Source organism: Tritonibacter multivorans, assembly GCF_001458415.1.
Lineage (GTDB): Bacteria > Pseudomonadota > Alphaproteobacteria > Rhodobacterales > Rhodobacteraceae > Epibacterium > Epibacterium multivorans.
Genome location: NZ_CYSD01000012.1, coordinates 391,267 through 416,176 on the forward strand (window position 1 = coordinate 391,267; position 24,910 = coordinate 416,176).

General features: G+C 59.3%; 26 protein-coding genes. 11 read left to right on the forward strand and 15 right to left on the reverse strand.

Going from position 1 to position 24,910, the window contains the following annotated elements; translation table 11 throughout:
• The first annotated feature begins 21 nt into the window (after positions 1-21).
• Both TRM7557_RS03150 and deoD read left to right on the forward strand, forming a co-directional pair.
• Complete coding sequence (locus TRM7557_RS03150) at positions 22-345, forward strand: H-NS histone family protein (RefSeq protein ID WP_058288747.1); 324 nt, start codon at positions 22-24, stop codon at positions 343-345.
• 12 nt (positions 346-357) lie between these two features.
• Positions 358-1,062: a purine-nucleoside phosphorylase gene (gene deoD, locus TRM7557_RS03155; RefSeq protein ID WP_058288748.1), complete on the forward strand. Its 705-nt coding sequence runs from the start codon at positions 358-360 to the stop codon at positions 1,060-1,062.
• 80 nt (positions 1,063-1,142) lie between these two features.
• On the opposite strand, the gene TRM7557_RS03160 is transcribed toward deoD, so the two are convergent.
• The 14 genes from TRM7557_RS03160 to TRM7557_RS03225 all read right to left on the reverse strand — a co-directional run bounded on the left by TRM7557_RS03160 (position 1,143) and on the right by TRM7557_RS03225 (position 11,711).
• Positions 1,143-1,997 carry an urea carboxylase-associated family protein gene (locus tag TRM7557_RS03160; RefSeq protein ID WP_058288928.1) on the reverse strand — a complete coding sequence of 285 codons (855 nt, stop codon included), beginning with the start codon at positions 1,995-1,997 and terminating at the stop codon, positions 1,143-1,145.
• 311 nt (positions 1,998-2,308) lie between these two features.
• Positions 2,309-2,647, reverse strand: coding sequence for a hypothetical protein (locus tag TRM7557_RS03165; protein WP_058288749.1), 339 nt, complete (start codon positions 2,645-2,647; stop codon positions 2,309-2,311).
• A 69-nt stretch (positions 2,648-2,716) separates the two neighbouring features.
• The gene (locus TRM7557_RS03170) at positions 2,717-3,784 is read right to left on the reverse strand and encodes an aldo/keto reductase (RefSeq protein ID WP_058288929.1); all 1,068 of its coding nucleotides are present in this window, start codon (positions 3,782-3,784) and stop codon (positions 2,717-2,719) included.
• A gap of 265 nt (positions 3,785-4,049) precedes the next feature.
• Positions 4,050-4,829: a succinate dehydrogenase iron-sulfur subunit gene (locus tag TRM7557_RS03175; RefSeq protein ID WP_058288750.1), complete on the reverse strand. Its 780-nt coding sequence runs from the start codon at positions 4,827-4,829 to the stop codon at positions 4,050-4,052.
• 12 nt (positions 4,830-4,841) lie between these two features.
• Positions 4,842-6,650, reverse strand: a complete 1,809-nt coding sequence (sdhA, locus tag TRM7557_RS03180; RefSeq protein ID WP_058288751.1) for a succinate dehydrogenase flavoprotein subunit — start codon at positions 6,648-6,650, stop codon at positions 4,842-4,844.
• 24 nt (positions 6,651-6,674) lie between these two features.
• Complete coding sequence (sdhD, locus tag TRM7557_RS03185; RefSeq protein WP_058288752.1) at positions 6,675-7,046, reverse strand: succinate dehydrogenase, hydrophobic membrane anchor protein; 372 nt, start codon at positions 7,044-7,046, stop codon at positions 6,675-6,677.
• 11 nt (positions 7,047-7,057) lie between these two features.
• Positions 7,058-7,441 (reverse strand): succinate dehydrogenase, cytochrome b556 subunit, encoded by a 384-nt coding sequence (gene sdhC / locus TRM7557_RS03190; RefSeq protein ID WP_058288753.1) that lies wholly within the window; start codon positions 7,439-7,441, stop codon positions 7,058-7,060.
• Between the two features lie 282 nt (positions 7,442-7,723).
• Positions 7,724-7,963 carry a TM2 domain-containing protein gene (locus TRM7557_RS03195; RefSeq protein ID WP_058288754.1) on the reverse strand — a complete coding sequence of 80 codons (240 nt, stop codon included), beginning with the start codon at positions 7,961-7,963 and terminating at the stop codon, positions 7,724-7,726.
• 11 nt (positions 7,964-7,974) lie between these two features.
• Complete coding sequence (locus tag TRM7557_RS03200) at positions 7,975-8,256, reverse strand: hypothetical protein (protein WP_058288755.1); 282 nt, start codon at positions 8,254-8,256, stop codon at positions 7,975-7,977.
• 127 nt (positions 8,257-8,383) lie between these two features.
• Entirely contained in the window at positions 8,384-8,956 is a 573-nt protein-coding gene (locus tag TRM7557_RS03205) for a histidine phosphatase family protein (RefSeq protein ID WP_058288756.1), read from the reverse strand.
• 75 nt (positions 8,957-9,031) lie between these two features.
• Positions 9,032-10,063, reverse strand: coding sequence for a MaoC family dehydratase (locus TRM7557_RS03210; protein ID WP_058288757.1), 1,032 nt, complete (start codon positions 10,061-10,063; stop codon positions 9,032-9,034).
• Positions 10,063-10,266 (reverse strand): DUF1737 domain-containing protein, encoded by a 204-nt coding sequence (locus tag TRM7557_RS03215; RefSeq protein WP_058288758.1) that lies wholly within the window; start codon positions 10,264-10,266, stop codon positions 10,063-10,065. Before TRM7557_RS03215 ends, TRM7557_RS03210 begins: the two co-directional genes overlap by 1 nt.
• Before the next feature lie 4 nt (positions 10,267-10,270).
• The gene (locus TRM7557_RS03220; RefSeq protein WP_058288759.1) at positions 10,271-10,822 is read right to left on the reverse strand and encodes an NnrU family protein; all 552 of its coding nucleotides are present in this window, start codon (positions 10,820-10,822) and stop codon (positions 10,271-10,273) included.
• 34 nt (positions 10,823-10,856) lie between these two features.
• Positions 10,857-11,711, reverse strand: coding sequence for an HpcH/HpaI aldolase/citrate lyase family protein (locus TRM7557_RS03225; protein WP_058288760.1), 855 nt, complete (start codon positions 11,709-11,711; stop codon positions 10,857-10,859).
• Positions 11,712-12,074: 363 nt separating this feature from the next.
• Here TRM7557_RS03225 and TRM7557_RS03230 point away from each other — a divergent pair, with 363 nt between their 5' ends.
• Positions 12,075-12,380 (forward strand): hypothetical protein, encoded by a 306-nt coding sequence (locus TRM7557_RS03230; RefSeq protein WP_058288761.1) that lies wholly within the window; start codon positions 12,075-12,077, stop codon positions 12,378-12,380.
• A 340-nt stretch (positions 12,381-12,720) separates the two neighbouring features.
• Positions 12,721-13,683, forward strand: coding sequence for a malate dehydrogenase (mdh, locus tag TRM7557_RS03235; protein WP_058288762.1), 963 nt, complete (start codon positions 12,721-12,723; stop codon positions 13,681-13,683).
• A 104-nt stretch (positions 13,684-13,787) separates the two neighbouring features.
• Here mdh and TRM7557_RS03240 read toward each other — a convergent pair whose 3' ends face one another.
• On the reverse strand, positions 13,788-14,900 hold the full coding sequence (locus TRM7557_RS03240; RefSeq protein WP_082626493.1) for a glycosyltransferase family 61 protein: 1,113 nt from the start codon (positions 14,898-14,900) through the stop codon (positions 13,788-13,790).
• Between the two features lie 100 nt (positions 14,901-15,000).
• Between TRM7557_RS03240 and TRM7557_RS03245 the strand changes: the two genes are divergently transcribed.
• The 7 genes from TRM7557_RS03245 to lpdA all read left to right on the forward strand — a co-directional run bounded on the left by TRM7557_RS03245 (position 15,001) and on the right by lpdA (position 24,880).
• On the forward strand, positions 15,001-15,714 hold the full coding sequence (locus TRM7557_RS03245) for a class I SAM-dependent methyltransferase (RefSeq protein ID WP_058288764.1): 714 nt from the start codon (positions 15,001-15,003) through the stop codon (positions 15,712-15,714).
• Positions 15,715-16,009: 295 nt separating this feature from the next.
• The gene (sucC, locus tag TRM7557_RS03250) at positions 16,010-17,203 is read left to right on the forward strand and encodes an ADP-forming succinate--CoA ligase subunit beta (protein ID WP_058288765.1); all 1,194 of its coding nucleotides are present in this window, start codon (positions 16,010-16,012) and stop codon (positions 17,201-17,203) included.
• A gap of 86 nt (positions 17,204-17,289) precedes the next feature.
• A complete protein-coding gene (gene sucD / locus TRM7557_RS03255; protein WP_058288766.1) occupies positions 17,290-18,177 on the forward strand; it encodes a succinate--CoA ligase subunit alpha in 888 nt (295 codons plus the stop codon).
• A gap of 273 nt (positions 18,178-18,450) precedes the next feature.
• Positions 18,451-21,408 carry a 2-oxoglutarate dehydrogenase E1 component gene (locus TRM7557_RS03260; protein ID WP_058288767.1) on the forward strand — a complete coding sequence of 986 codons (2,958 nt, stop codon included), beginning with the start codon at positions 18,451-18,453 and terminating at the stop codon, positions 21,406-21,408.
• A gap of 13 nt (positions 21,409-21,421) precedes the next feature.
• Positions 21,422-22,927 (forward strand): 2-oxoglutarate dehydrogenase complex dihydrolipoyllysine-residue succinyltransferase, encoded by a 1,506-nt coding sequence (gene odhB / locus TRM7557_RS03265; RefSeq protein ID WP_058288768.1) that lies wholly within the window; start codon positions 21,422-21,424, stop codon positions 22,925-22,927.
• Between the two features lie 138 nt (positions 22,928-23,065).
• Positions 23,066-23,389 carry a hypothetical protein gene (locus TRM7557_RS19815; RefSeq protein WP_131727512.1) on the forward strand — a complete coding sequence of 108 codons (324 nt, stop codon included), beginning with the start codon at positions 23,066-23,068 and terminating at the stop codon, positions 23,387-23,389.
• Between the two features lie 96 nt (positions 23,390-23,485).
• On the forward strand, positions 23,486-24,880 hold the full coding sequence (gene lpdA / locus TRM7557_RS03275) for a dihydrolipoyl dehydrogenase (RefSeq protein WP_058288770.1): 1,395 nt from the start codon (positions 23,486-23,488) through the stop codon (positions 24,878-24,880).
• Positions 24,881-24,910: the final 30 nt, after the last annotated feature.

Here is a 24,910-nt window from a genome sequence, read left to right on the forward strand (position 1 = left end):
ACAAAAAAACTGGAGAAAGCCATGTCCATTGACTTGACGCAAATGTCACGGAAAGAGCTTCTGCAACTTCAAGACGACGTCGCTGTCGCCCTGAAAGAAGCAGAACAGCGCGAATTGAATGAAGCGATGAGAGCAGTAGAACAGGCCGCTGCTCAATACGGGTATTCTCTGGATGAAGTTCTTGGCACCTCGCAAAAAGCGCAGGCCGCAAAGAAATCCAAAGCCGCCCCCAAATATCGCAACCCGGAAAACCCTTCTGAAACATGGACAGGCCGTGGCCGCAAACCGCATTGGGTGCACAAAGCCCTGACCGATGGGGTCGATATCTCCGAACTCGAAATCTGATCGGAATAAAGAATGACTGTTCATATTGGTGCGGAAAAAGGCGATTACGCCGAAACCGTTCTTTTGCCCGGTGATCCCTATCGCGCAAAATGGGCGGCGGAAACTTTTCTTCAGGATGTACGCCAAGTAAATGACGTGCGCGGCATGTTGGGTTTTACCGGCACCTGGAAAGGCAACCCTGTTTCCATTCAGGGCAGTGGAATGGGCATGCCGTCGCTGTCCATTTACGTCAATGAACTGATCCGTGATTTTGATGCAAAAACGCTGATCCGCATTGGCTCCTGTGGGGGCATGCAACCGTCGGTGAAGGTCCGCGATGTTATTATTGCAATGACCGCAACCACTGTGGCGTCTCCGTCCAGCACAATTCTGCGCGAGGTAAATTACGCGCCCTGTGCGGATTGGTCCCTTTTGCGCGCTGCCGTGGACGCGGCTGAGGCCCGAGGGAGCAAGCCCCATGTGGGGGGCATCTATTCTTCGGACACGTTTTATGATGAACGCCCCGATCTGAACGAACAGATGGTGCGTCACGGTGTTCTGGGTGTGGAAATGGAAGCGGCCGAACTGTACACGCTGGCCGCCCGTCATGGCCGCCGTGCGCTGGCGGTTCTGACTGTGTCGGACCACCTGCAGACCGGTGAGGCGCTGCCGTCGGATCAACGCGAACGCAGCTTTGGCGATATGGTCGAAATCGCGCTGGAAGCCGCATTCACCTAAGGTCCCGGCCAAAGTGTGATGCCTACAAAGGGGACCTTGGGGTCCCCTTTTGCATGTTACAGCGGCGGGAGTTTTTTGTCCTAAAGACCATGGCTGCGGTCGTAAGGGTTGAGGGCTGGGCTTTGCCAATCGCCCAAAGCCCCTGCGGCGGGGGCAAAGACCTCGACTTCAAGCGGGAAACAGGCGGCCGCGTCACTGGTGTGTTCAGCCCCGCAGTCGCCGCCCGGACAGGCGCTGAGACCGCCAATCAGGTCTATTTCGGCAAAGAACTCCAGATAATCACCGGGCCGGACTGGGCTGGCTTTCATAAAGTACTGGCCCGTGTCGCGGGTGAAGCCGGTGCACATAAAGACATTGAGCACATCATGCACATTGGGTTCGGCCTCGGCCAGTGACAGGCCCGTTTCCGCCGCCAAAGCGCGGGTCAGGTTGGAGTGGCAGCAATAGTGGTAATCCGCACCGCCCAGAACCCGGCCCGTGTAAGGGTCGCAGCGGGTGCCGATCGCATCGTGGACCGCGCCGCCGAATTCGTCGATCCCATACCAGTCCAGCGTATCCTGCAGGATCGTCGCCATCGGGCGCATAAAGGGAAAACACGACCAGAGCTGGTCACCTGTGGACACATGGCTGCCGTGGAGCGCGCGGGTTTTGCCGGAGTAGAACCGTTCGGAAAGGTCTTTGGCGTTCCACAGGTTCAGATCGCCGACCTGCGCGCCCTCGCGGCAGGTGATGCGAAAGAAATGACCGGCGGGCACCCGGAAACAGCGGCCATCGCGCGGAGGCACCGTCACTGCCGACAGCGGCCGGGCGGTTTTACGCGCCGCCCGATACAGACTGAGATCCGGGCGTGGCAGGGTGTCGGTGGGATAACAGATCACCGGCGGGACGGCGCGGCGCGCCTCCGCATCTGTTGGCTCTTGTCGCTGATCGGTCATCGCGTCCTCCGCTTCTGTCGGTTCAGACAAACGAAGTCGCGCGCCTTTGGCAAGCGATCTGGGGCGCAGGCAATCGCGGGGGGTGGCACTGCCGCCTTGGCGGGCACCGCAGGCGGCACAGGCCCAGCCGCCCGCACGCCGGTCTTCGCGCCAACGGCACTGGCGGGTCAGCGTTGTGGTGCTGCGCTGCCAATAGAGATAGGCGAGAACACCAAGAAGAAGGATCAGAAGCAAAAAGGGCATAGCCCTTGGCTACGCCCCTGTTGCATCTCCGGCAATAGAAATTGCGGAGGAAATCGCGCGGCCTGCGTTTAGGCTGCGTCGTAGTAGAACACAAACGCGTCGTCGTTTGCTTCGTCCATTTTCAGCGCCGCAACATGTGTTTCCGGGGTGTAGTAGGCCCAGGCTTCGTCCAGAATGGCGAGCGCTTCGTCGGCTTTGGTATTGGCGGTTTTCAGTTCGGTGACATCAGAGGTCATTGCATCATATCCTTGAATGGGACGTCGCGTGTCACGTTCAAGTGGCTGGCACGCGGCTTGGAGTTCCAGGCTCCCACGGCCAGAGATATAGGCGATGCCGCAGCGCAGCACATCGGCCAAGATTGCAAACTCGCCATGCAGAAACCGCAAAGCCAGCGTGCAATGGTACACAGTGGCGCCCCCTGACAGAAAAGCCCCCGCCAGATGGCAGGGGCTGTCTGGGATCTGATTGCGCCGGACTTAGCCTGCGTCGCGCATACCGCCGCGCGTCAGGGACGGGCTGGGGTTTGCATTGTGCAGCTCTTCGATTGCGTCCAGCACTTCGTCCGAGAGGGTGATGTCTTCGGCCGAGAGGCATTCTTCGAGCTGCGGCATGGTGGTGGCGCCGATGATGTTCGAGCCCAAGAAGGGACGCGAATTCACAAAGGCAATGGCCAGCTGCGTCGGTGTCATACCGTTGTCGCGGGCCAGTTCCACATAGTTGCGCACATATTGGCTGTCGCGGTTCTGGCTGTGGCGGGTCATGATCATTTCCCCCCACGGCAGGGTGAAGCGCGCGCCTTCGGGCTGCTGACCGTCCAGATATTTGCCCGACAGAATGCCCCCGCCCAGTGGCGAATAAGCGAGCAGATCCACACGTTCGTGCATCGCCACCTCGGAAGAAGACACATCCCAGTTGCGCTGCAACAGGCTGTAGGGGTTCTGGCTCGACTGGATACGCGGCAGGCCTTTGGCTTCAGCCAGCTGCAAGTACTTCATCATGCCCCAAGGGGTTTCGTTCGAGACGCCGATCTCGCGGATCTTGCCCTTCTCGATCATCTTTGCCAGCGCTTCCAGCATGCCTTCCATGTCCTCGCCGGTCATGGAGGTGTGCAGATGCGGCTGGAAATCGCGCTGAGCAAAGAAGTTCGACTGACGTTGTGGCCAGTGCAGCTGGTAGAGGTCGATAACATCAGTTTTCAGACGCTTGAGCGAGCCATCCACGGCCTCTTCCACATCTGCGGGTGTCAGGCCACGGCCCCGGCACAACGGCGCAGGTCCGGCCATTTTGGTGGCTAGAATGACCTTGTCACGATTGCCGGTTGCCTCAAACCACTGGCCGATGATGTCTTCGGTGGTGCCTGCGTAATCATTGTTCGGCGGCACCGGGTAAATCTCTGCGGTGTCGAAGAAATTGACGCCACGCTCCAGCGCCAGATCCATTTGCGCGGCGGCATCCTCATAGGTGTTCTGCACGCCCCAGGTCATGGTGCCAAGGCAGATCCGGGAGACATTCAGGTCCGAGGTGCCAAGCTTGCGATACTGCATGATGCGCTCTCTTTCATAAAAGGAGGGAGGGTTGGCGCAAACATAAGCGCCTGCTGCCAATTTCCAAACAGGAAGTCGCCAAAAGGCACCAAAGGCAGGGATTTCGGCACGGCCTGCAAGTTCGGTTTCGCCCCCCCTGACACCGCAGCCCCAAAGGGGCCCGAAAACCGGGCCCTTGCCGCAGGGTGATGTTCTGCGGCGCGGCCCAAACAAAAAAAGCCCCACCATCGCTGGCGGGGCTTTTTACAATCCATAAGCCGTCAGATCAGACGTTACGCTCGACCATCATCTGTTTGATGTTGGCGATTGCCTTGGCCGGGTTCAGGCCCTTGGGGCAGGTTTTCGCGCAGTTCATGATGGTGTGGCAGCGATACAACTTGAAGGGGTCTTCAAGGTTATCCAGACGCTCGCCCGTGGCTTCATCGCGGCTGTCGATGATCCAGCGGTAGGCGTGCAGCAGGGCGGCTGGGCCCAAGTAGCGGTCGCCGTTCCACCAGTAGGACGGGCAGGATGTGGAGCAGGACGCGCACATTACGCACTCATAGAGGCCGTCGAGTTTTTTACGGTCCTCAATGGACTGCTTCCACTCTTTCGCGGGGCGGTTGGTCTTGGTTTCCAGCCAGGGCATGATCGACGCGTGCTGCGCATAGAAGTGGGTCAGGTCCGGGATCAGGTCCTTCACCACCGGCATATGCGGCAGCGGGTAGATTTTGACGTCGCCGGAGACCTCGTCCAGGCCATAGATACAGGCCAGGGTGTTGATCCCGTCGATGTTCATCGCGCAGGAGCCACAGATGCCTTCGCGGCAGGAGCGGCGGAAGGTCAGGGTCGGGTCGATCTCGTTCTTGATCTTGATCAGCGCGTCCAGAACCATGGGACCGCATTTGTCCATGTCCAGGAAGTATGTGTCGACCTGCGGGTTTTTGCCATCATCCGGGTTCCAGCGGTAAATCTGGAACTTACGGACATTGGTCGCACCCTCGGGCTTTGGCCAGGTTTTACCCGTGGTGATGCGGGAGTTCTTGGGAAGTGCAAATTCAACCATCTGATTGTCTCCTTAGAACGTCCGCGCCTTGGGCGCGATTTTTGCCATCGAGATACCGCCTTCGGCTTCGTTGGTCAGCGGATCGGTGATGACCGGACGGTAAGTCAGCTTCACATCGTTGCCCTCAACGTGGGACACGGTGTGCACGCGCCAGTTCTCGTCGTCGCGGTCCGCGTAGTCCTCGTGGGCGTGCGCGCCACGGGATTCTTTGCGGGCCTCGGCGCCAACGATGGTTGCCAGCGCGTTTGGCATCAGGTTGGTGAGTTCCAGCGTTTCCATCAGGTCAGAGTTCCAGACCAGCGAACGGTCGGTCACGGACACATCGTCAAGCTTCGCGGCAATGCCGGTCATCTTCTCGACACCCTCTTTCAGGGTTTTGTCGGTGCGGAACACGGCCGCGTCGGCCTGCATGCAGCGCTGCATTTCCAGACGCAGATCAGCCGTGGCAATCTCGCCTTTGGCGTGGCGCAGACCGTCGAAACGATCAAAGGCCTTGTCAACAGCCGCCTGGTTCAGAACCGGGTTCGGGGCCTCGGCATCGACAACCTTACCGGCGCGGATTGCGGCGGCGCGGCCAAAGACCACGAGGTCGATCAGCGAGTTGGAGCCCAGACGGTTTGCACCGTGAACCGAGGCACAGCCCGCTTCACCCACAGCCATCAGGCCGGGCACAACAGCGGTCGGATCCTCGGCAGTTGGGTTCAGAACCTCACCCCAATAGTTGGTCGGGATACCGCCCATATTGTAGTGCACGGTCGGCAGCACCGGGATCGGCTCTTTGGTGACGTCCACGCCTGCAAAGATTTTTGCAGACTCAGAGATACCCGGCAGACGTTCCGCCAGCGCATCGGCCGGCAGGTGGCTGAGGTTCAGGTGGATATGGTCGCCATGTTCGCCCACACCACGGCCCTCGCGGATTTCCATGGTCATGGAGCGCGAAACATAGTCACGCGGTGCGAGGTCTTTGTAGTTCGGCGCGTAGCGTTCCATAAAGCGTTCGCCTTCGGAGTTGGTCAGATAGCCCCCCTCCCCGCGTGCGCCTTCCGTGATCAGACAGCCGGAGCCGTAGATGCCGGTCGGGTGGAACTGAACAAATTCCATATCCTGCAGCGCCAGACCCGCACGGGCCACCATGCCGCCACCGTCGCCGGTGCAGGTATGGGCAGAGGTCGCAGAGAAATACGCGCGGCCGTAACCGCCGGTCGCCAGCACCACCATCTTTGCGTTGAAGACATGCATGGTGCCGTCATCCAGCTTCCAGCAGACAACACCCTGACACTGACCGTCTTCGGACATGATCAGGTCGATGGCGAAATACTCAATATAGAATTCCGCGTTGTTCTTCAGCGACTGACCATAGAGCGTGTGCAGGATCGCGTGACCGGTCCGGTCAGCCGCCGCACAGGTGCGCTGCACCGCGGGGCCTTCGCCGTATTCCGTGGTGTGGCCGCCAAACGGACGCTGGTAGATCTTGCCTTCTTCGGTGCGCGAAAACGGCACGCCATAGTGGTCCAGCTCGTAAACCGCTTTGGGGGCTTCGCGCGCGAGGTATTCCATCGCGTCGGTGTCACCCAGCCAGTCAGAGCCTTTGACGGTGTCATACATGTGCCACTGCCAGCTGTCGGGGCCCATATTGCCCAAGCTTGCTGCAATACCACCCTGCGCCGCAACCGTGTGCGAGCGGGTCGGGAACACTTTGGTTACACAAGCGGTGCGCAGGCCCTGTTCGGCCATGCCGAGCGTCGCGCGCAGACCCGCGCCACCCGCACCAACAACCACGACGTCATATTCGTGGGTTTCATATTCATATGCTGCTGTCATCTTATCTGTTCCTTACCGCATATGTTACAGTGCGAGCTTGACGAGGGCGAAAAGACCCGCGGCAATCAGCGTGTAAGAGAGGGCGGCCACAAACTTCAGCGCGAGCTTCTGTGCGGTGCCGTGCATGTAGTCGACAATCGCCTCATCGGCCTCGGACTTCAGGTGGATGATCCCAACCACCAGCGACAGGCCGGTGATGATCGCGGGGACCGGACGGCCAAAGAAGGCAATCACGTCCTCGTAGGTGCCACCCAGACCAATGGCGAAGGTCACAACAAAAAGCGGGACCAGAACAACCAGCGCGATGGAGGTGCCCATCATCTGCCAGTGGTGATGCGTGCCAGCGCCCGCAGCCCCAAGGCCGGTCGCGCGTTTGCGGTCAGTCATATAGTTCATAGACATGCTCCTTACACCACGATCGCAATAAGAAGGGTCAGGGCAGTGGCCACGATAAACATGCACAGGCCCAGTTTTTCCGAAATCTCGACCTCAAGGCAGTAGCCCAGGTCCCACACGACGTGGCGCAGGCGGCCCAGCATGTGATAGAAGATCGCCCAGGTCGCGCCCAGTTGCAGCAGTTTTCCAAGCCAGCTGCGCAGGAACCCGTCGATGCCTGCAAAGGCCTCGGGCGAGGTTGCGGCGGCAAGGAACCACCAGACCACGAGAACGGCAAACACCAGCGAAGCGATGGCGGTGATGCGAACCATGATCGACGACAGGGAGGTCATCTGCGGGCGATAGATCGTCAGATGCGGCGAAAGCGGGCGATTGCCCCGATTGACATCGGCCATGTTGGCTCCTTTCCGATTAGCTGGCTTTGTTTTAGCGGTTTTTTAGCCCCTGTCACCCAAACGGAAGGTAAAAATCGGCTGTTACCGCTGTCATAAAAGCATAAAAATCGCATATGTGATCACAAGCGGAAATCGCGTGATCACAAACCCATTTGCTGATAAAATTAGTCGGGTTAATTCATGCAAAAAAGGCGGGGAACACCCCGCCTCTCTGAATCAGCCTGAAAACAGGCCCTCAGCCATGCGTTTAAAGCGTTTCAGGTTAAACGCTGTAGGCCGCGCTTAGCGCGCCAGCGGCAGGTCGTCCTTGTCTTTCAACGACCCGATCACCAGGCGCACAAAGTCAATAATGGTCCAGATCCCCAAACCACCAAAGGTCAGCAGCATCAAAATGCCGGTTCCCACCTTGCCGAGGTAGAAGCGGTGCACCCCGAGCCCGCCCAGAAAGAAGCACAATAGCACGGCGGGGACGAATTTTTTCTCACTGAAAGCGGTATTCACCTCAACGGATTGATTGGTCATTTAAAAACTCCTTATTTCAATTTCACCAGACGCCCAGCGCCATCACGCGCCTGCTCGGTGATCAACAGATAGAACATAACAATCGTGTGCAGCCCATCCACCAAAAGCGCCAAATAAGCCAGCCCGATATGCCCCGAAAAAAGAAGCACAAAGAACAGAACGGCAAGGCCGAGGTCGATAAACCCATGCACGAAATTTCTAAGGTAAAAATGGTGCAGGCCGAGCACGCCGAACACGCCACAAAGGGCGACGGCCGTACCATAGCTGGCCGTTGAGACTTCAGAATTGGACATGGATGCAATTTCTTAATGAACAGAACCTAAACGATAGCACCCTATTTGCTCGCCTTTAAGGTGAAAATAAGGCCACGCATTGGCTATCGCGTGGCGCGCGGGTCTGCGGCCATATCCGGAAGCCGCATCAGGCAAACAAGGCTTCCATTGGCGTCCAGTGGTTTTCGGGTTTGCGGCTCTCCGTATCAAAGGCAAACCAATGGCCGCCGCCCTTTTGATCCCACCTGCGCGAAATGGGCTGCCCGGCCAGCGCGCAATACAGAAGCGTCCCGGCCCCACCGTGGCCGCAGAACAAAAGGTTCTGGTGGGGGCGCGCTGCAATCACGGCGTCAACCTCGGCCAGGATCCGGCCCTGCACATCCACCGCGCGCTCCCATCCGCGCACGCTTGCCTCGGGCTGGGCAAAAAACGCATCCGCCATGTCTTCAAATGCATGCCTCTGCAAAAACCCTGTCGCAGAGCGGTCGTTTTCATGCATGCGGGGACGGACCTCGATTTCAGCCCTTGGCGCGGCCAGAGGCCAAGCCGTCTCCAGCGCTTTGCGCTCGGCACTGCTGACCACATGGTACGCCTGCAGACGCGCCCGCGGCGCCAATGCCGCCACCCGCGCCGCGCCACTCTCACTCAGCCCCCAGTCTGGGACCGCCACCTCTGGATCAATCACCACGTCTGGATGGGTCAGATAGATCGCGCGCGCCATGCGCCCCCCCTTTCATCTTTTCAGAAATATCCCGGGGGAGGCCGCAAGGCCGGGGGCAGAGCCCCCTTCCCCAGCTCAAACAGGCATCAAGGCCCAGTAATCCAGATCCAGCAGAACCTCAGGCTTATATTTGCCATCTTCCCCCTTCAGATCAAACGGCGCCCCGCCCGAGGTCGCCACCAGTCGCAGACGGATTGCCCCAACACCGGGAGCGGAGGTTTCAGCTTTGTCGAGCACCTCACTCCACGCACGGATGGTGGTGCCGGACAAACAGGGGTTTGCATGCGCGCCGCCGTTCAGACCCACAATCATCTGCGCATTGGCCAGACCATTAAACGACAGCGCCCGCGCCATGGAGATCACATGCCCGCCATAGATCAGGCGGCTGCCATCGGGGCGCGCGGTGGTGTCAAAATGCACCTTGGCCGTGTTCTGCCACAGGCGCGTGGCGATCATATGCTCGGCTTCCTCGACCGTGACACCATCCACATGGTCGATCTTCTCGCCCACTTCATAGTCGCCCCAGCGGTGCGCTTCCCCCGCGAGGTCAAAATCATACCCAGTGAAATCCAGCCCCTCCGGGATCACCAGATCGCCTGCATCAATCACCTTGGCCAGATCGGGGATCTGGGTTTCGGGTGCAGGCGCATCCAGATTGCCTTTGCGCACCATCACCCAGCGGACATATTCCATCACGACCTCATCGTTCTGGTTCAGCCCCCGGGTGCGCACATAGACCACACCGGATTTCCCGTTGGAGTTCTGCTTGACCCCGATCACCTCGCTCTCGGACCGCAGCGTGTCGCCCTCGAACACCGGCGTCAGCCAGCGCCCTTCGGCATAGCCCAGATTCGCCACCGCATTCAGCGACACATCCGGGACGGTTTTGCCAAAGACCACATGAAATGCCAGCAGATCCTCCAGCGGCGATTTGGGCAGACCAACAGAGGCGGCGAACTGATCCGAAGAATAGACCGCATGGCGCGCGGGATAGAGCGCATGATAGAGCGCGCGTTCGCCCCCCGATACGGTGCGTGGCACGGCGTGTTTGATCACATCGCCCACTTTGTAGTCTTCGAAAAACCGCCCCTTGTTGGTCTTGGCCATCAGTGCTCTCCTAGTTTCGTGTCGGGTGTGTAGGTGCCCTCTACCTCCTTCACGACAGCCTGACCGCAGCGCATGACCCCATTGGAGGCGTCAAAGGCATAGGTCGGCTCACCGTGAAGTTCCCAGCCCTTGTTCAGGGCGGCGGTGACTTTGTGGCAGAAGGCGGAGGTGTCGTCCTCGGAAAGAAAACGGTAAAGTTTCATGTGCTTACCCCGGGAATGGTGAGGGGCCGATGAGGCCGTGGATGTATCCGATCACGCCCAAGAGCACGATCGACGCGACAAAGAACATCGCGTCTTTTGCAATAGTCCCCTTCGGCCCCGGCTGCCAGTCGGGTTCGGATTTGTTGATGGTGATCACCGTGACCACCGCCCAGGCAAGCAGCGCGCCAAACAGGATGATCGACGCCAGATCCCCGTTCACCAGAAGATGCACAAAAGCCCAGAGCTTGAAGCCCCCCAGCTGCGGGTGACGCAGTTTGTAAAACAGCGCGCCCTTCTTTGGCCCCGGACTGGTCAGGTACAGCGCAAAGATCATCGCCAGATTGTTGATATGCACCATGAACGCGGGCGGCGACCACACATGTATATAGTCCGCGCCGCGATAGCCGATCACCATCAGGGCGACCGACAGCAGCAGCAGGCCCGTGACCACGCCTTTGCGCGGTCCCTCCCCGATGGCGGTGGCGGCTTCGGGCCGCACGCGTTTGAAGAGGTGGGCCGCCCACCAAAGAATGATGCCTAGGACAAGCAGTGCCATCGGTCTCTCCGCTGTATGTTAAGGTGATTAACACCTAACCTGCGAGCGCGGAGATTGCATCTGCTTTTGCAAGGATTTCACGTGCAGTGGCCACATGAAGGTTCTCAACGATTTTTCCGTCAACAACGGCAACACCTTGCCCTGCGGCTTCGGCCTCTTCAAAGGCGGCGATCTGGCGGCGGGCCAGGTCCACTTCGGCCTCCGAGGGCGCGAAGGCTGCATTGGCCACATCGACCTGCGCCGGATGGATCAGGGTTTTGCCGTCCATCCCCATGTCCCGGCCCTGATCACATTCGACCTTCAGGCCGTCGGCATCCTTAAAGGCATTATAGACGCCATCAACGATGATCTTGCCTTCGGCTTTGGCGGCCAGCAGACATTGGCCCAGCCCCGCCATCAGCGGCAGGCGGTCGGGGCGGAAGCGGGTCTGCAGTTCCTTGGCAAGGTCATTGGTGCCCATGACCATGCCCTGCAGTTTCGGATGCGCAGCAATCGCCGCCGCGTTCAGCATGCCGCGCGGGGTCTCCATCATTGCCCAAAGGGGGGTGTCACCGGTGATTTCGGCCAGCGCATCCAGATCGGCGGGGCTGTCGACCTTGGGCAGCAGGATCGCATCCGCGCCCATCTTGGCCGCGGCCTCCGCATCCGCACGGCCCCATTTGGTGTCGAGCCCGTTGATCCGCACGATTTTCACCCGCGCGCCATAGCCGCCCTCGGTCAGGGCTGCTGCCAGCGTTTCACGGGCGTTTTCTTTTTCCTCAAGCGACACGGCGTCTTCAAGGTCAAAGATGATCGCATCCACCGGCAGCCCGCGCGCCTTATCGAGCGCCCGGGGCTTGGAGCCGGGGATATAAAGAACCGAGCGATAGGGGCGCTGACGGGGATCCATGGAAATTCCTCCGAGTTATAATCTTGCTGTAACGGGTACGAATTTGTTGCATTATTTTCAAGAGAAATTGCGCCGCGTTGCAGAAATTCCCTGCGTCACAGCCGGGGCGTTCCGGATTTTTCTTTTTAAATCAAGGTGAACGCACCATTAACCAGATATCAGCAACTTGCCCACATACTGGGTGTTATGCCGCGCTTTCTTCGGTGCCTGTCCCTCCCCAGGCCCCTTTGGTTCTAGCGCTGCGGGGCATCACACGAAAGGTGCCCACACAGTCAAGATTACGTCAATCAACCGGTCCTTCCCGGACACTGGGGTGCGTCGCGCGCCCTGGCCGGGGAAGTCGTTCCGAAAGGGGTAAAACCGATGAAGAAGACGCTTATTGTTGCAACTTTGGCCGTGTTTGGCCTGTCTCCTGCGGCATCCGCACAAACCCAGAACTGCGCGCCGCGCGATCTGGTGCTGAAACGTCTGGCCGAGAAATATGGCGAAAGCCGCCAAAGCATTGGCATGGGCCAGAAGGGCATGCTGATGGAAACCTTTGCCAGCGATGAAACCGGGTCTTGGACCATCACCGTGACCACCCCACAGGGCATGACATGTCTGGTGGCCTCTGGTCAGGCTTATGAGGTTCTGGCCGAAGCGCTGCCGACAGCTGACAAAGACGCCTGACCCCAGACGTCGTTTTGCCGTCTTCGGTTTTCTGGCTTCGTTTTTCCGGCTTTGATTGCAGCCTGCGCCGCGAATCAGCGCGCGCTGCCCTGCGGGTTTACGGAAAAATCGTTCTCAAACAGCCCAAAAAACAGGCACGCTTTTGCCCGTTTCGAGAAAAACAGGTAAAAACGCCCGCTGTACGACCACGTGGTCTTTAGCGGTAAACTATCTTGTTTGACGCTGTTTCAGCACGGTTTCGCAGGCGCATCTTGCGCGCTGCAGCGCAGAGGACTTGCGCGGAAGGCGGTTAGGCCTTAGGCATCTGTGCAAATTTCAACCGGACCGGAGAGCAAATCCTATGGCACGACCCAAAATCGCCCTTATCGGCGCAGGTCAGATCGGTGGCACCCTCGCACATCTCGCAGCACTTAAAGAACTGGGCGACGTCGTCCTGTTCGACATTGCCGAAGGCACCCCTGAAGGCAAAGCGCTGGACATCGCAGAATCCGGTCCCTCCGAAGGCTTCGACGCCTCGCTGAAGGGCACCCAGTCTTACGCCGACATCGCCGGCGCAGACGTCTGCATCGTGACCGCGGGTGTTCCGCGCAAGCCGGGCATGTCCCGCGACGACCTGCTGGGCATCAACCTGAAGGTTATGAAATCTGTTGGCGAAGGCATCCGCGACAACGCGCCGGACGCATTCGTGATCTGCATCACCAACCCGCTGGACGCCATGGTTTGGGCGCTGCAGCAGTTCTCTGGCCTGCCCGCGCACAAAGTCTGCGGCATGGCGGGTGTTCTGGACTCCGCACGTTTCCGCCACTTCCTGGCCGAAGAATTCAATGTCTCCATGAAAGACGTCACCGCCTTCGTTCTGGGCGGCCACGGCGACACCATGGTGCCGTCTGTCCGTTACTCCACCGTTGCAGGCATCCCGCTGCCCGACCTGGTTGAGATGGGCTGGACCACGCAAGAAAAAATGGACGCGATTGTTCAGCGCACCCGTGACGGTGGCGCAGAGATCGTTGGCCTGCTGAAAACCGGCTCTGCCTTCTACGCACCGGCGACTTCTGCGATCGAGATGGCTGAAGCCTACCTCAAAGACCAGAAGCGCGTCCTGCCCTGCGCGGCCTACTGTGACGGCGACCTTGGCGTGAAAGACATGTATGTTGGCGTGCCCACCGTGATCGGTGCTGGCGGCGTTGAGCGTATCGTCAACATCAAGCTGAACGCAGAAGAGCAGTCCATGTTCGACACCTCCGTCGCCGCCGTCAAAGGCCTGGTCGACGCCTGCAAAGAGATCGACAGCTCGCTGGCATAAGCCCGCGCAGCGATCGCTCTAAACTGATGAAGGCCACCCAAATTTCGGGTGGCCTTTTTCGTCCTCCGGGCCGTGTTCGGCACTGGAACTTTCAGCACTGGATCTTACTGCAGCCCCGAGACATCGTGAAACGTGTCCAGGAGACCGCGCGCCTCCAGATGCTTTGCGATCAAGTCTGGATCCGAAGCGCTCCAGACCGGAGCGCCTGCAACAAATCCGTTCTCGGCCAAGGTTGCCTGCAGCGCTGCCATATCATGCAGCACAAAAGCATGTCCGCGGGTGGCGTTGTTCTTTTCGCGCGGCAGCCACTCCTGAGCCAAAGAGGTCAAGACTGTCGGTGAGCGGCCTGAAAAAGCGGCAATATGGTCCGTGATCCCATCGGCCCAGAAACTGCGCCGGGGCAGGTAAGCAACCCTTTGGTGTTCCCGCCCAACATAAGCAAAGAGATGCCCGGCAGACCCGTCCGAAATAATGATCTGCTTTGCTGCCTTATAGCGGGCGATCTGCTCAAAGATCGAATGCTCCTGCGGGTGGAAAATCTCGTAGCCTTCCGCAGCGAGGTTTGCTTCGACCTCTGTCTCATTCATGATCCCGCCATCGCTTGCGCCCAATTTCGAGCGGGACACATAAAGGCGATCGGGCCCTTCGGCAGCGATATTGCGACCAAAAGCGATCCGAACCGCATCCCGCATTTCCGGCGTGCCGGACACAAGATCGCCCAGCCCAAACCCTTGCCGAGGCACGGTCAGGTGCTCAATCTGTGTTGGTTCTTTGATAATGTGCACCGGCCGCGTGATCCCGAAGGCCTGCATCACGTCGTCCTGAAATCCAAGCAAAGGCCCCTTTCGACGCGGCCGTTTGGGCGTATAGCAAATGCCATCAAACTTGAGGCCCGTGTGAAAGGCCCAAAGACGCGACATGCTTTCGACGAGATAATGTCCGAAATGATCAAACAAAACGCCGGCCCACAGCCACCGGCCTTCAAGCTGCGCGCGAATGGCCTCTGGTTGCTTTGGCTCCAGCGTTATGGTGCTCTCAAAGCGCGATGTCGCCCCTTGGGCAACATATGAACCGTTGCGGTCCAAAACACCGGCACGCTGCTTGAACCGCGCCTGATCAGGGGGCACCACGACGGCCTGCGGCACCATCAACACTTTGGACGGGGATCCGTCTGGTTGAGATGGCAAACGCAGCACACCCTCGGCATCAGTAGTCATTCAATTCATCTCCGGCAAACTCAAGGCTTTGAAATAACGAGACACAATCGTTAGGTGAGGCTGATAGCATGAACCTGTGGCAAAATAAGGTCTATTTGAGATGATAGGGAAATACCGATTTCATGGTGACGATGTCGCGGCGGACATTCGCGAGAAATACAACTTCGACGGCGACCTGTTGAATATTTTCGCGAACAATCAGGGCCCTGTGGTCCACAAGTGGCATCACTACATTCCTCTATATGACCAATATTTTTCCAAATTCCGGGGAAGCAACTTCAAGTTTCTGGAAATCGGAGTGTCCAAAGGCGGATCCCTACAGATCTGGCGCGAGTATTTTGGACCCGACGCCACGATCATGGGGATCGACATTGACCCAGACTGCGCCCAGTTTGACGGTCAGGCCGGCATGGTCCGAATTGGCTCGCAGGATGATCCTGACTTCCTGAACAAAGTGGTCGACGAAATGGGTGGCGTTGATGTGGTGCTCGACGATGGCAGCCATGTGATGAACCATATTCGCACCAGTTTTCACACGCTGTTCCCCCGGCTGAGCTTGCCCGGGCTCTACATGATCGAAGATTTGCATACGGCGTATTGGGAAGATTGGGGCGGTGGCCTCGACACCCCTGGCAACTTCTTTGCCATGGTTTCAGATCTGGTTACGGACCTGCACGGATGGACCCACAAGGCGCCACCGCGCGTGGCCTCGACCAACGGTCAGGTGACCGGCGTGCATATTCACGATTCCATCGCGGTGATTGACAAAGGCCCCAAGCATAAGCCGACACATTCGCGCGTTGGCAGCCGCTGACGTTTGCGGGCGCGCCCCATGCAGGATCATGAAAAAGGCACGGGATGTCGCCCCCGGCGCCAGGCGCGAGGAATGACTTGCGCTAACAGTCGAAACGCCAAAAGACGATCCGCGAATCACTAAAATTCGAACTCTGCCCGCCGCGAGAAGTTTTGTGATCACACCTAAATAAGCGTGATCACAAATATAAAAAATCTAACGGTATTATGACGGCAGGATCAGAAAAACCTTTAACCCCCCTGTCGTATGTAGGCGTATTAGGAAAGACAATTGTAGCCAGACGGGACAGTTTCTCATGAACATCCACGAATATCAGGCCAAGGCCCTCCTCAAGAGCTATGGCGCGCCGGTTTCTGAAGGCCGCGCGGTACTCAAAGCCGAAGACGCCAAAACCGCAGCAGGCGAGCTTGACGGCCCGCTTTGGGTTGTAAAAGCCCAGATCCACGCAGGTGGCCGCGGCAAAGGTTCCTTCAAGGAAGCCGACGCTGGTGAAAAAGGCGGTGTGCGCCTGACCAAATCGGTTGAAGAAGCAGCCGAAGAAGCCAAAAAGATGCTGGGCCGCACCCTTGTGACCCACCAGACCGGCCCGGCGGGCAAACAGGTCAACCGCATCTACATCGAAGCCGGTTCCGGCATCGAACGCGAACTGTACCTGGCCCTGCTGGTCGATCGCCAGACCTCCCGCGTGTCTTTCGTTTGCTCCACCGAGGGTGGCATGGACATCGAGGAAGTTGCAGAAGCGACCCCGGAAAAGATCCTGTCCTTCTCTGTTGACCCGGCAACCGGCTATCAGGCGTACCACGGCCGCCGCATCGCCTTCTCCCTCGGCCTGACCGGTGCGCAGGTGAAGCAATGCGTGAAACTGATGGGCCAGCTCTATACCGCCTTCCTCGAGAAGGACATGGAGATGCTGGAAATCAACCCGCTGATCGTGTCCGACAGCGGTGACCTGAAAGTTCTGGACGCCAAGGTCAGCTTTGACGGCAACGCAATGTATCGCCACGCCGACATCGCCGAGCTGCGCGACGAGACCGAAGAAGACAGCAAAGAGCTGGAAGCCTCCAAATACGATCTGAACTACATTGCGCTCGACGGTGAGATCGGCTGCATGGTGAACGGTGCGGGTCTGGCGATGGCCACCATGGACATCATCAAACTGTACGGTGCTGAGCCTGCAAACTTCCTCGATGTTGGTGGCGGTGCGACCAAAGAGAAAGTGACCGAGGCGTTCAAAATCATCACCTCTGACCAGAACGTCAAAGGCATCCTGGTGAACATCTTCGGCGGCATCATGCGCTGTGACGTCATCGCCGAAGGCGTGATCGCCGCGGTGAAAGAAGTGGGCCTGCAGGTTCCGCTGGTTGTGCGTCTGGAAGGCACCAATGTTGAGCTCGGCAAAGAGATCATCAACAACTCCGGCCTCGATGTGATCGCAGCCGAGGACCTGAAAGACGGTGCTCAGAAGATCGTAAAAGCTGTCAAAGGCTAAGGAACCCGAGGGGGGCCTGCCCCCTTCTTCCCCAACTTTCAGCGCGCTCTATTTGCGCGCCCCGAAATTCTAAGGAGACTCCTAAAATGGCAGTCCTTATCGACGAAAACACCAAAGTTATCTGTCAGGGCCTGACCGGCTCGCAGGGTACTTTCCACTCTGAACAGGCCATCGCATATGGCACCAAAATGGTCGGCGGTGTGACCCCGGGCAAAGGTGGTCAGGACCACCTCGGCCTGCCGGTGTTCAACTCCGTGCACGAAGCCAAGCATGTCACCGAAGCAAACGCTTCCGTGATCTATGTGCCGCCGCCGTTTGCAGCCGATTCCATCCTCGAGGCGATCGACGCCGAGATGGAACTGATCGTCTGCATCACCGAAGGCATCCCGGTTCTGGACATGATGAAAGTGAAGCGCGCGCTGGAGACCTCTTCCTCGCGTCTGATCGGCCCGAACTGCCCCGGCATCATCACCCCGGATGCATGCAAAATCGGCATTATGCCCGGCCACATCCACAAGCGCGGCTCTTGCGGCGTTGTGTCCCGCTCCGGCACCCTGACCTATGAGGCTGTAAAGCAGACCTCTGATCTGGGTCTGGGCCAGTCTTCGGCGGTTGGCATCGGCGGCGACCCGATCAAAGGCACCGAGCACATCGACGTGCTGGACATGTTCCTGGATGATCCGGAAACCGAATCCATCATCATGATCGGTGAAATCGGTGGCTCTGCCGAAGAAGAAGCGGCTGAGTTCATCGCTGAGCAGAAGAAAAAAGGCCGCTGGAAGCCGATCGCAGGCTTCATCGCCGGCCGTACGGCGCCTCCGGGCCGCCGCATGGGCCACGCGGGCGCGATTGTCGCCGGCGGCAAAGGCGGCGCAGAAGACAAGATCGAAGCGATGAAATCCGCAGGTATCGTCGTTGCAGACAGCCCCGCCACCCTGGGCGAAGCTGTCATGGAAGCGATCAACAAGGGCTGATGCGCCGCGGCTGTCATACAGCCGGGGGTGTCCCCACAGGGCTTTGGGGCGGGTGCAAACCATCCGCCCCCTCGCCATGTCTGACCCAGATTTCAGGCGATCTTGTCGCCAATGCGGCCTCTGCATCACGCAGCTGGCCACCTTCGCCGCAAGATCCTCCCCAACTTTACAGTTGAGAAAGACTTCACCCGTCAGGGTACCAGCAGATTGGCCTTCCGGACTTGACCCAAGGTCAAAGACATACGGTCCAAACGCACCAACGAGGCACACCAAATGACCGAACAAAGCCCCAATGATATCTTCCACGCCTCCTCCTTTATGCAGGGGCACAACGCGGAATATCTGGAACAGCTTTACGCACAATACGCGCAAGACCCGAACGCGGTAGACGCCGCCTGGGCCGAGTTCTTCCGCGCCATGGGCGACGCAGAGCTGGACGTCAAAAAAGAGGCCGAGGGCCCGTCCTGGGCGCGCAATGACTGGCCGCCGCAACCCGCCGATGACATGCATGGCGCGCTGACCGGCGAATGGCCTGTTGCCCCTGCTGAGAGCAAATCTGCAGGCAAGAAGATCGTCGAGAAGGCAAAAGCCACCGGCGTTGAGGTGTCGGACGCGCAGGTTCAGCGTGCGGTGCTGGATTCGATCCGTGCGCTGATGCTGATCCGGGCCTATCGTATTCGCGGCCATCTGGCAGCAAACCTGGACCCGCTGGGCATGCACGGCAACAACCCGCATCCCGAGCTGGACCCGAAGACCTATGGCTTCAACGATGCCGACATGGATCGCCCGATCTTTATCGACAATGTTCTGGGCCTGCAGGTTGCCTCCATGCGCCAGATCGTCGACATCGTAAAGCGCACCTACTGCGGCACCTTTGCGCTGCAGTACATGCATATTTCAGATCCCGAGCAGTCCTCCTGGCTGAAAGAGCGGATCGAAGGCTACGGCAAAGAGATCCAGTTCACCCGCGAAGGCCGCAAGGCGATCCTCAACAAGATGGTCGAGGCCGAAGGTTTTGAGAAATTCCTCCATGTGAAATACATGGGCACCAAGCGTTTTGGTCTGGATGGCGGCGAAAGCCTGATCCCCGCGATGGAGCAGATCATCAAGCGCGGCGGCAACCTGGGTGTGGAAGACATCATCATCGGCATGCCCCACCGGGGCCGTCTGTCGGTGCTGGCGAATGTGATGCGCAAGCCGTACCGCGCGATCTTCAACGAATTCCAGGGTGGCTCGTTCAAACCCGAGGACGTGGATGGCTCTGGCGACGTGAAATATCACCTCGGCGCGTCGTCTGACCGCGAATTTGACGGCAACAAGGTGCACCTGTCGCTGACCGCGAACCCCTCGCACCTCGAGGCGGTGAACCCGGTTGTTCTGGGTAAAGCCCGCGCCAAGCAGGACCAGAAAGCCGACCGTGCCGAACGCAAGGCGGTTCTGCCGATCCTGCTGCACGGCGATGCGGCCTTTGCAGGTCAGGGTGTTGTGGCGGAATGTTTCGCCCTGTCCGGTCTGCGCGGTCACAAGACCGGCGGCACCATCCACATCGTTGTGAACAACCAGATCGGTTTCACCACGGCGCCGCATTTCTCGCGCTCTTCGCCGTACCCAACCGACAACGCGCTGGTGGTCGAGGCCCCGATTTTCCACGTGAACGGCGACGACCCCGAAGCGGTTGTACACGCCGCCAAGGTTGCGACCGAATACCGCCAGAAGTTCCACAAGGACGTCGTCATCGACATCTTCTGCTACCGCCGGTTTGGTCACAACGAAGGCGATGAGCCGATGTTCACCAACCCGCTCATGTACAAGAAGATCAAGGGTCACAAGACCACCCTGTCCTTGTACACCGAGCGTCTGGTCAAGGATGGCCTGATCCCCGAGGGCGAGATCGAGGACATGAAAGCCGCGTTCCAGGCCCACCTGAACGAGGAATTCGAGGCGGGTAAGAACTTCAAACCCAACAAAGCTGACTGGCTGGACGGCCGCTGGTCGCATCTGGACAAACAGGATGCGGACTACCAGCGTGGTGCAACCGCGATCAAACCGGAGACGCTGGAAGAGATCGGCAAGGGCCTGACCACCCTGCCCGAGGGCTACCCGGTGCATAAAACCGTGGGTCGCTTCCTGCAGACCCGCGCCAATATGTTTGAAAAAGGCGAAGGCTTTGACTGGGCAACCGGTGAGGCGCTGGCGTTCGGCTCTCTGATGACCGAAGGGTATCCGGTGCGTCTGGCCGGTCAGGACGCGACCCGCGGCACCTTCTCGCAGCGTCACTCTGGCATTGTGAACCAGGAGACCGAGGAACGGTATTACCCGCTGAACCACATCCGCGCAGGGCAAGCGAACTATGAAGTCATCGACTCGGCCCTGTCGGAATATGCGGTTCTGGGTTTTGAATATGGCTATTCGCTGGCGGAACCAAACGCGCTGACCCTGTGGGAAGCCCAGTTCGGCGACTTTGCCAACGGTGCGCAGATCATGTTCGACCAGTTCATTTCCTCGGGCGAAAGCAAATGGCTGCGGATGTCCGGTCTGGTCACCCTGCTGCCGCATGGTTTCGAAGGTCAGGGCCCCGAACACTCTTCGGCGCGTCTGGAACGCTTCCTGCAGATGTGTGGTCAGGACAACTGGATCGTGGCGAACTGTACAACGCCTGCGAACTACTTCCACATCCTGCGCCGTCAGCTGCACCGCACCTTCCGCAAGCCGCTGATCCTGGTGACGCCGAAATCCCTGCTGCGCCACAAGCTGGCCGTGTCCACAGCCGCCGATTTCACCACCGGCTCCAGCTTCCACCGCGTGCTGTGGGATGATGCGCAGCAAGGCAACTCTGACACGAAACTGGTGGCAGACGACAAGATCAAACGCGTCGTCATGTGCTCGGGCAAGGTCTATTACGACCTGCTGGAAGAGCGCGACGCGCGGGGCATCGATGATGTCTATCTGCTGCGGATCGAACAGTATTACCCCTTCCCGGCGATCAGCCTCGTGAAGGAACTGGAGCGTTTCAAAAACGCCGACATGGTCTGGTGTCAGGAAGAGCCGAAGAACCAGGGCGCCTGGTCCTTCATCGAGCCGAACATCGAATGGGTCCTGACCCGTATCAAAGCCAAAAATACCCGTCCGACCTATGTCGGTCGTGCCACATCGGCCTCGCCTGCGACAGGCCTGGCCAGCGAACACAAAGCACAACAAGCAGCGCTTGTGAACGAAGCGCTGAGCATCTGAGGAAGACAGAGATATGACCACCGAAGTGCGCGTGCCCACCCTGGGCGAATCCGTGACCGAAGCGACGGTTGCGACCTGGTTCAAAAAGCCCGGCGACGCCGTGGCAGCTGATGAGATGCTGTGCGAGCTGGAAACCGATAAGGTGACCGTTGAGGTCCCCGCCCCCGCAGCGGGCGTTCTGGGCGAGATCGTCGCCAATGAAGGCGACACCGTGGGCGTGGATGCGCTCCTCGCCATGATCGCCGAAGCTGGCAGCGCAGCCGCAGCGGCGCCCGCGCCTGCCGCGCAAGCTCCGGCGGCTGCTCCGGCAGCGGCAGCGGGCGCAACCGATGTTATGGTTCCGACGCTTGGCGAATCCGTGACCGAGGCGACCGTTTCCACCTGGTTCAAAAAGGTCGGCGACGCGGTTGCGCAGGATGAAATGCTGTGCGAGTTGGAAACCGATAAGGTTTCGGTTGAAGTTCCCGCCCCCGCCGCTGGCGTCCTGACTGAAATCACCGCGCCCGAAGGCAGCACCGTGGACGCAACTGCGAAACTAGGCGTCATCGCTGGCGCAGGCGCTGCGGTTGCAGCGGCCCCGGCTGCGGCACCTGCGGCAGCTGCTGCTCCGGCCGCTGGCACCAAGGACATCGCCAATGCACCCTCGGCCGAAAAAGCCATGGCTGAGGCCGGCCTGTCTGCCGCCAATGTGCAAGGCACCGGTCGCGACGGGCGCATTATGAAAGAAGACGTCTCTGCTGCGATTGCCGCCGCGAAATCCGCTCCGGCCCCGGCCGCAGCCCCCGCCGCACCCCGCGGCCCAGTTGCCGCAGATGATGCCGCGCGTGAAGAGCGTGTCAAAATGACCCGCCTGCGCCAGACCATCGCCAAGCGTCTGAAAGACAGCCAGAACACCGCCGCCATGCTGACCACCTACAACGAGGTGGACATGACCGAGGTGATGGCCCTGCGCAAGCAGTACAAAGACCAGTTCGAGAAGAAGCACGGCGCGCGTCTGGGCTTTATGTCCTTCTTCACCAAGGCCTGCTGCCACGCGCTGAAAGAAGTGCCCGAGGTCAACGCGGAAATCGACGGCACCGACATCGTCTACAAGAACTATGTCCACATGGGCATCGCGGCGGGCACCCCCACCGGTCTGGTTGTGCCTGTGATCCGTGACGCGGATGCAATGGGCTTTGCCGACATCGAGAAGGCGATTGCCGAAAAAGGCAAGCGTGCCCGCGACGGCAAACTGTCCATGGCAGAGATGCAGGGCGGCACCTTCACCATCTCCAACGGTGGTGTCTACGGCTCCCTGATGTCCTCGCCGATCCTGAACCCCCCGCAGTCCGGTATCCTTGGCATGCACAAGATCCAGGACCGTCCGATGGTCATCAACGGTGAGATCAAGATCCGCCCGATGATGTATCTGGCCCTGTCCTACGACCACCGCATCGTCGACGGCAAAGGCGCTGTGACCTTCCTTGTGCGCGTCAAAGAAGCGCTGGAAGATCCCCGTCGTCTGCTGATGGATCTGTAAGACGGGTTCCGATCCATGCGTTCGCCTCATTCCCCTCTCCGCATAAAGCGACTGAGACGAGGCGAACGCCCTTTGCTACCCTCACGCATTGCCAATCTTCGGTGCCAGAGCTGTAACACCGTTCAGCCGGTGGGCTTGATGTTCCGAACAAATCCTTATCGTGGTTGGAACAAAATCGATGCAGTGCGTTGCCAAGAGTGCGGCACACTACATTATCTGACCGGCAAAGGCCGCAATCGGCGGTTCTTTACGGTCGTAACTCCGATGATTTTGGCGGCTCTGGGGCTTGGAAGTTTTACAATTGCCCCCTTTGACGGGCTGCATTGGCCAAACGACGGACCGAACGCCAGCGCGCCAAATCTGCTAGACGGCTTGATCTTGGTCTTCTTCTTCCTGGTGCCAGCCTTGGTTGCGACCAATCGCTTTGAGGACATCGCCATCGAGCCTGAACCGGATGCATGACCCTTTTCTTTCATCTTTTCCCAAATATCCCGGGGGAGGCGCGCAGCGCCGGGGGCAGCGCCCCCTCCCCGCTCAACAATCAAGGAGCACATCAAAATGGCATCCTATGACGTCATCGTAATCGGCGCGGGCCCCGGCGGCTATGTGTCGGCCATCCGCTGCGCCCAGCTGGGCCTGAAAACCGCCATCGTTGAGGGGCGCGAGACCCTTGGCGGGACCTGCCTGAATGTGGGCTGCATCCCCTCCAAGGCGCTTTTGCACGCCACGCACCAGCTGCACGAGGCAGAGCACAACTTTGCCAAGATGGGCCTCAAGGGCAAATCGCCTTCCGTCGACTGGAACCAGATGAAGGCCTATAAGGACGAGGTCATCGGCCAGAACACCGGCGGTGTTGAGTTCCTGATGAAGAAGAACAAGATCGACTGGCTCAAGGGCTGGGCGTCGATCCCTGCGGCGGGCAAGGTCAAAGTCGGCGATGACATCCACGAGACCAAGAACATCGTGATTGCCTCCGGCTCTGTGCCTTCGGCGCTGCCCGGCGTGACTGTGGACAATGACGCAGGCGTTGTGGTCGACAGCACCGGCGCGCTGGAACTGCCTAAGGTTCCGAAGAAAATGGTTGTCATCGGCGCGGGCGTGATTGGTCTCGAACTTGGTTCGGTCTATGCGCGTCTGGGGTCCGAGGTCACCGTGGTTGAATATATGGACGCGGTCTGCCCCGGCATGGACAAGGACGTTCAGCGTACCTTCAAGAAGATCCTTGAAAAGCAGGGTCTGACCTTTGTCATGGGCGCCGCGGTTCAGGGGGTCGAGGCCTCCAAGACCAAAGCCAAGGTCAAATACCAGCCCAAAGCGGGCGGCGATGAACAGGTCATCGACGCCGATGTGGTGCTTGTTGCCACAGGTCGCAAGCCCTATGCCGAAGGTCTGGGTCTGGACGCGCTTGGCGTTGAGATGACCCAGCGCGGTCAGATCGCGGTGAATGCGCAGTGGCAGACCAATGTCCCCGGCATCTATGCCATTGGCGACGTGATCGAAGGCCCGATGCTGGCCCACAAAGCCGAAGACGAAGGCATGGCCGCCGCCGAGGTGATCGCCGGCAAACATGGCCATGTGAACTACGGCGTGATTCCCGGCGTCGTGTACACCACGCCCGAGGTTGCCACCGTTGGCGCCACCGAGGATGCGCTGAAGGCCGAAGGTCGCAAGATCAAAGTTGGCAAGTTCAACTTCATGGGCAATGGCCGCGCCAAGGCCGTGGGCCAGGGCGAAGGCTTTGTGAAGCTGATCGCAGATGCCGAAACCGATCGCGTGCTGGGCGCAGCCATCATTGGCCCGGCGGCGGGTGACCTGATCCACGAGATCTGCGTTGGCATGGAATTCGGCGCCTCTGCCGAGGATATTGCCCTGACCTGCCACGCCCACCCGACGTTCTCGGAAGCGGTGCGCGAAGCGGCGCTGGCCCTGGGCGACGGCGCGATCCACAGCTAAGTCACGGAAGGCCCGCTCGACATTTTTGAG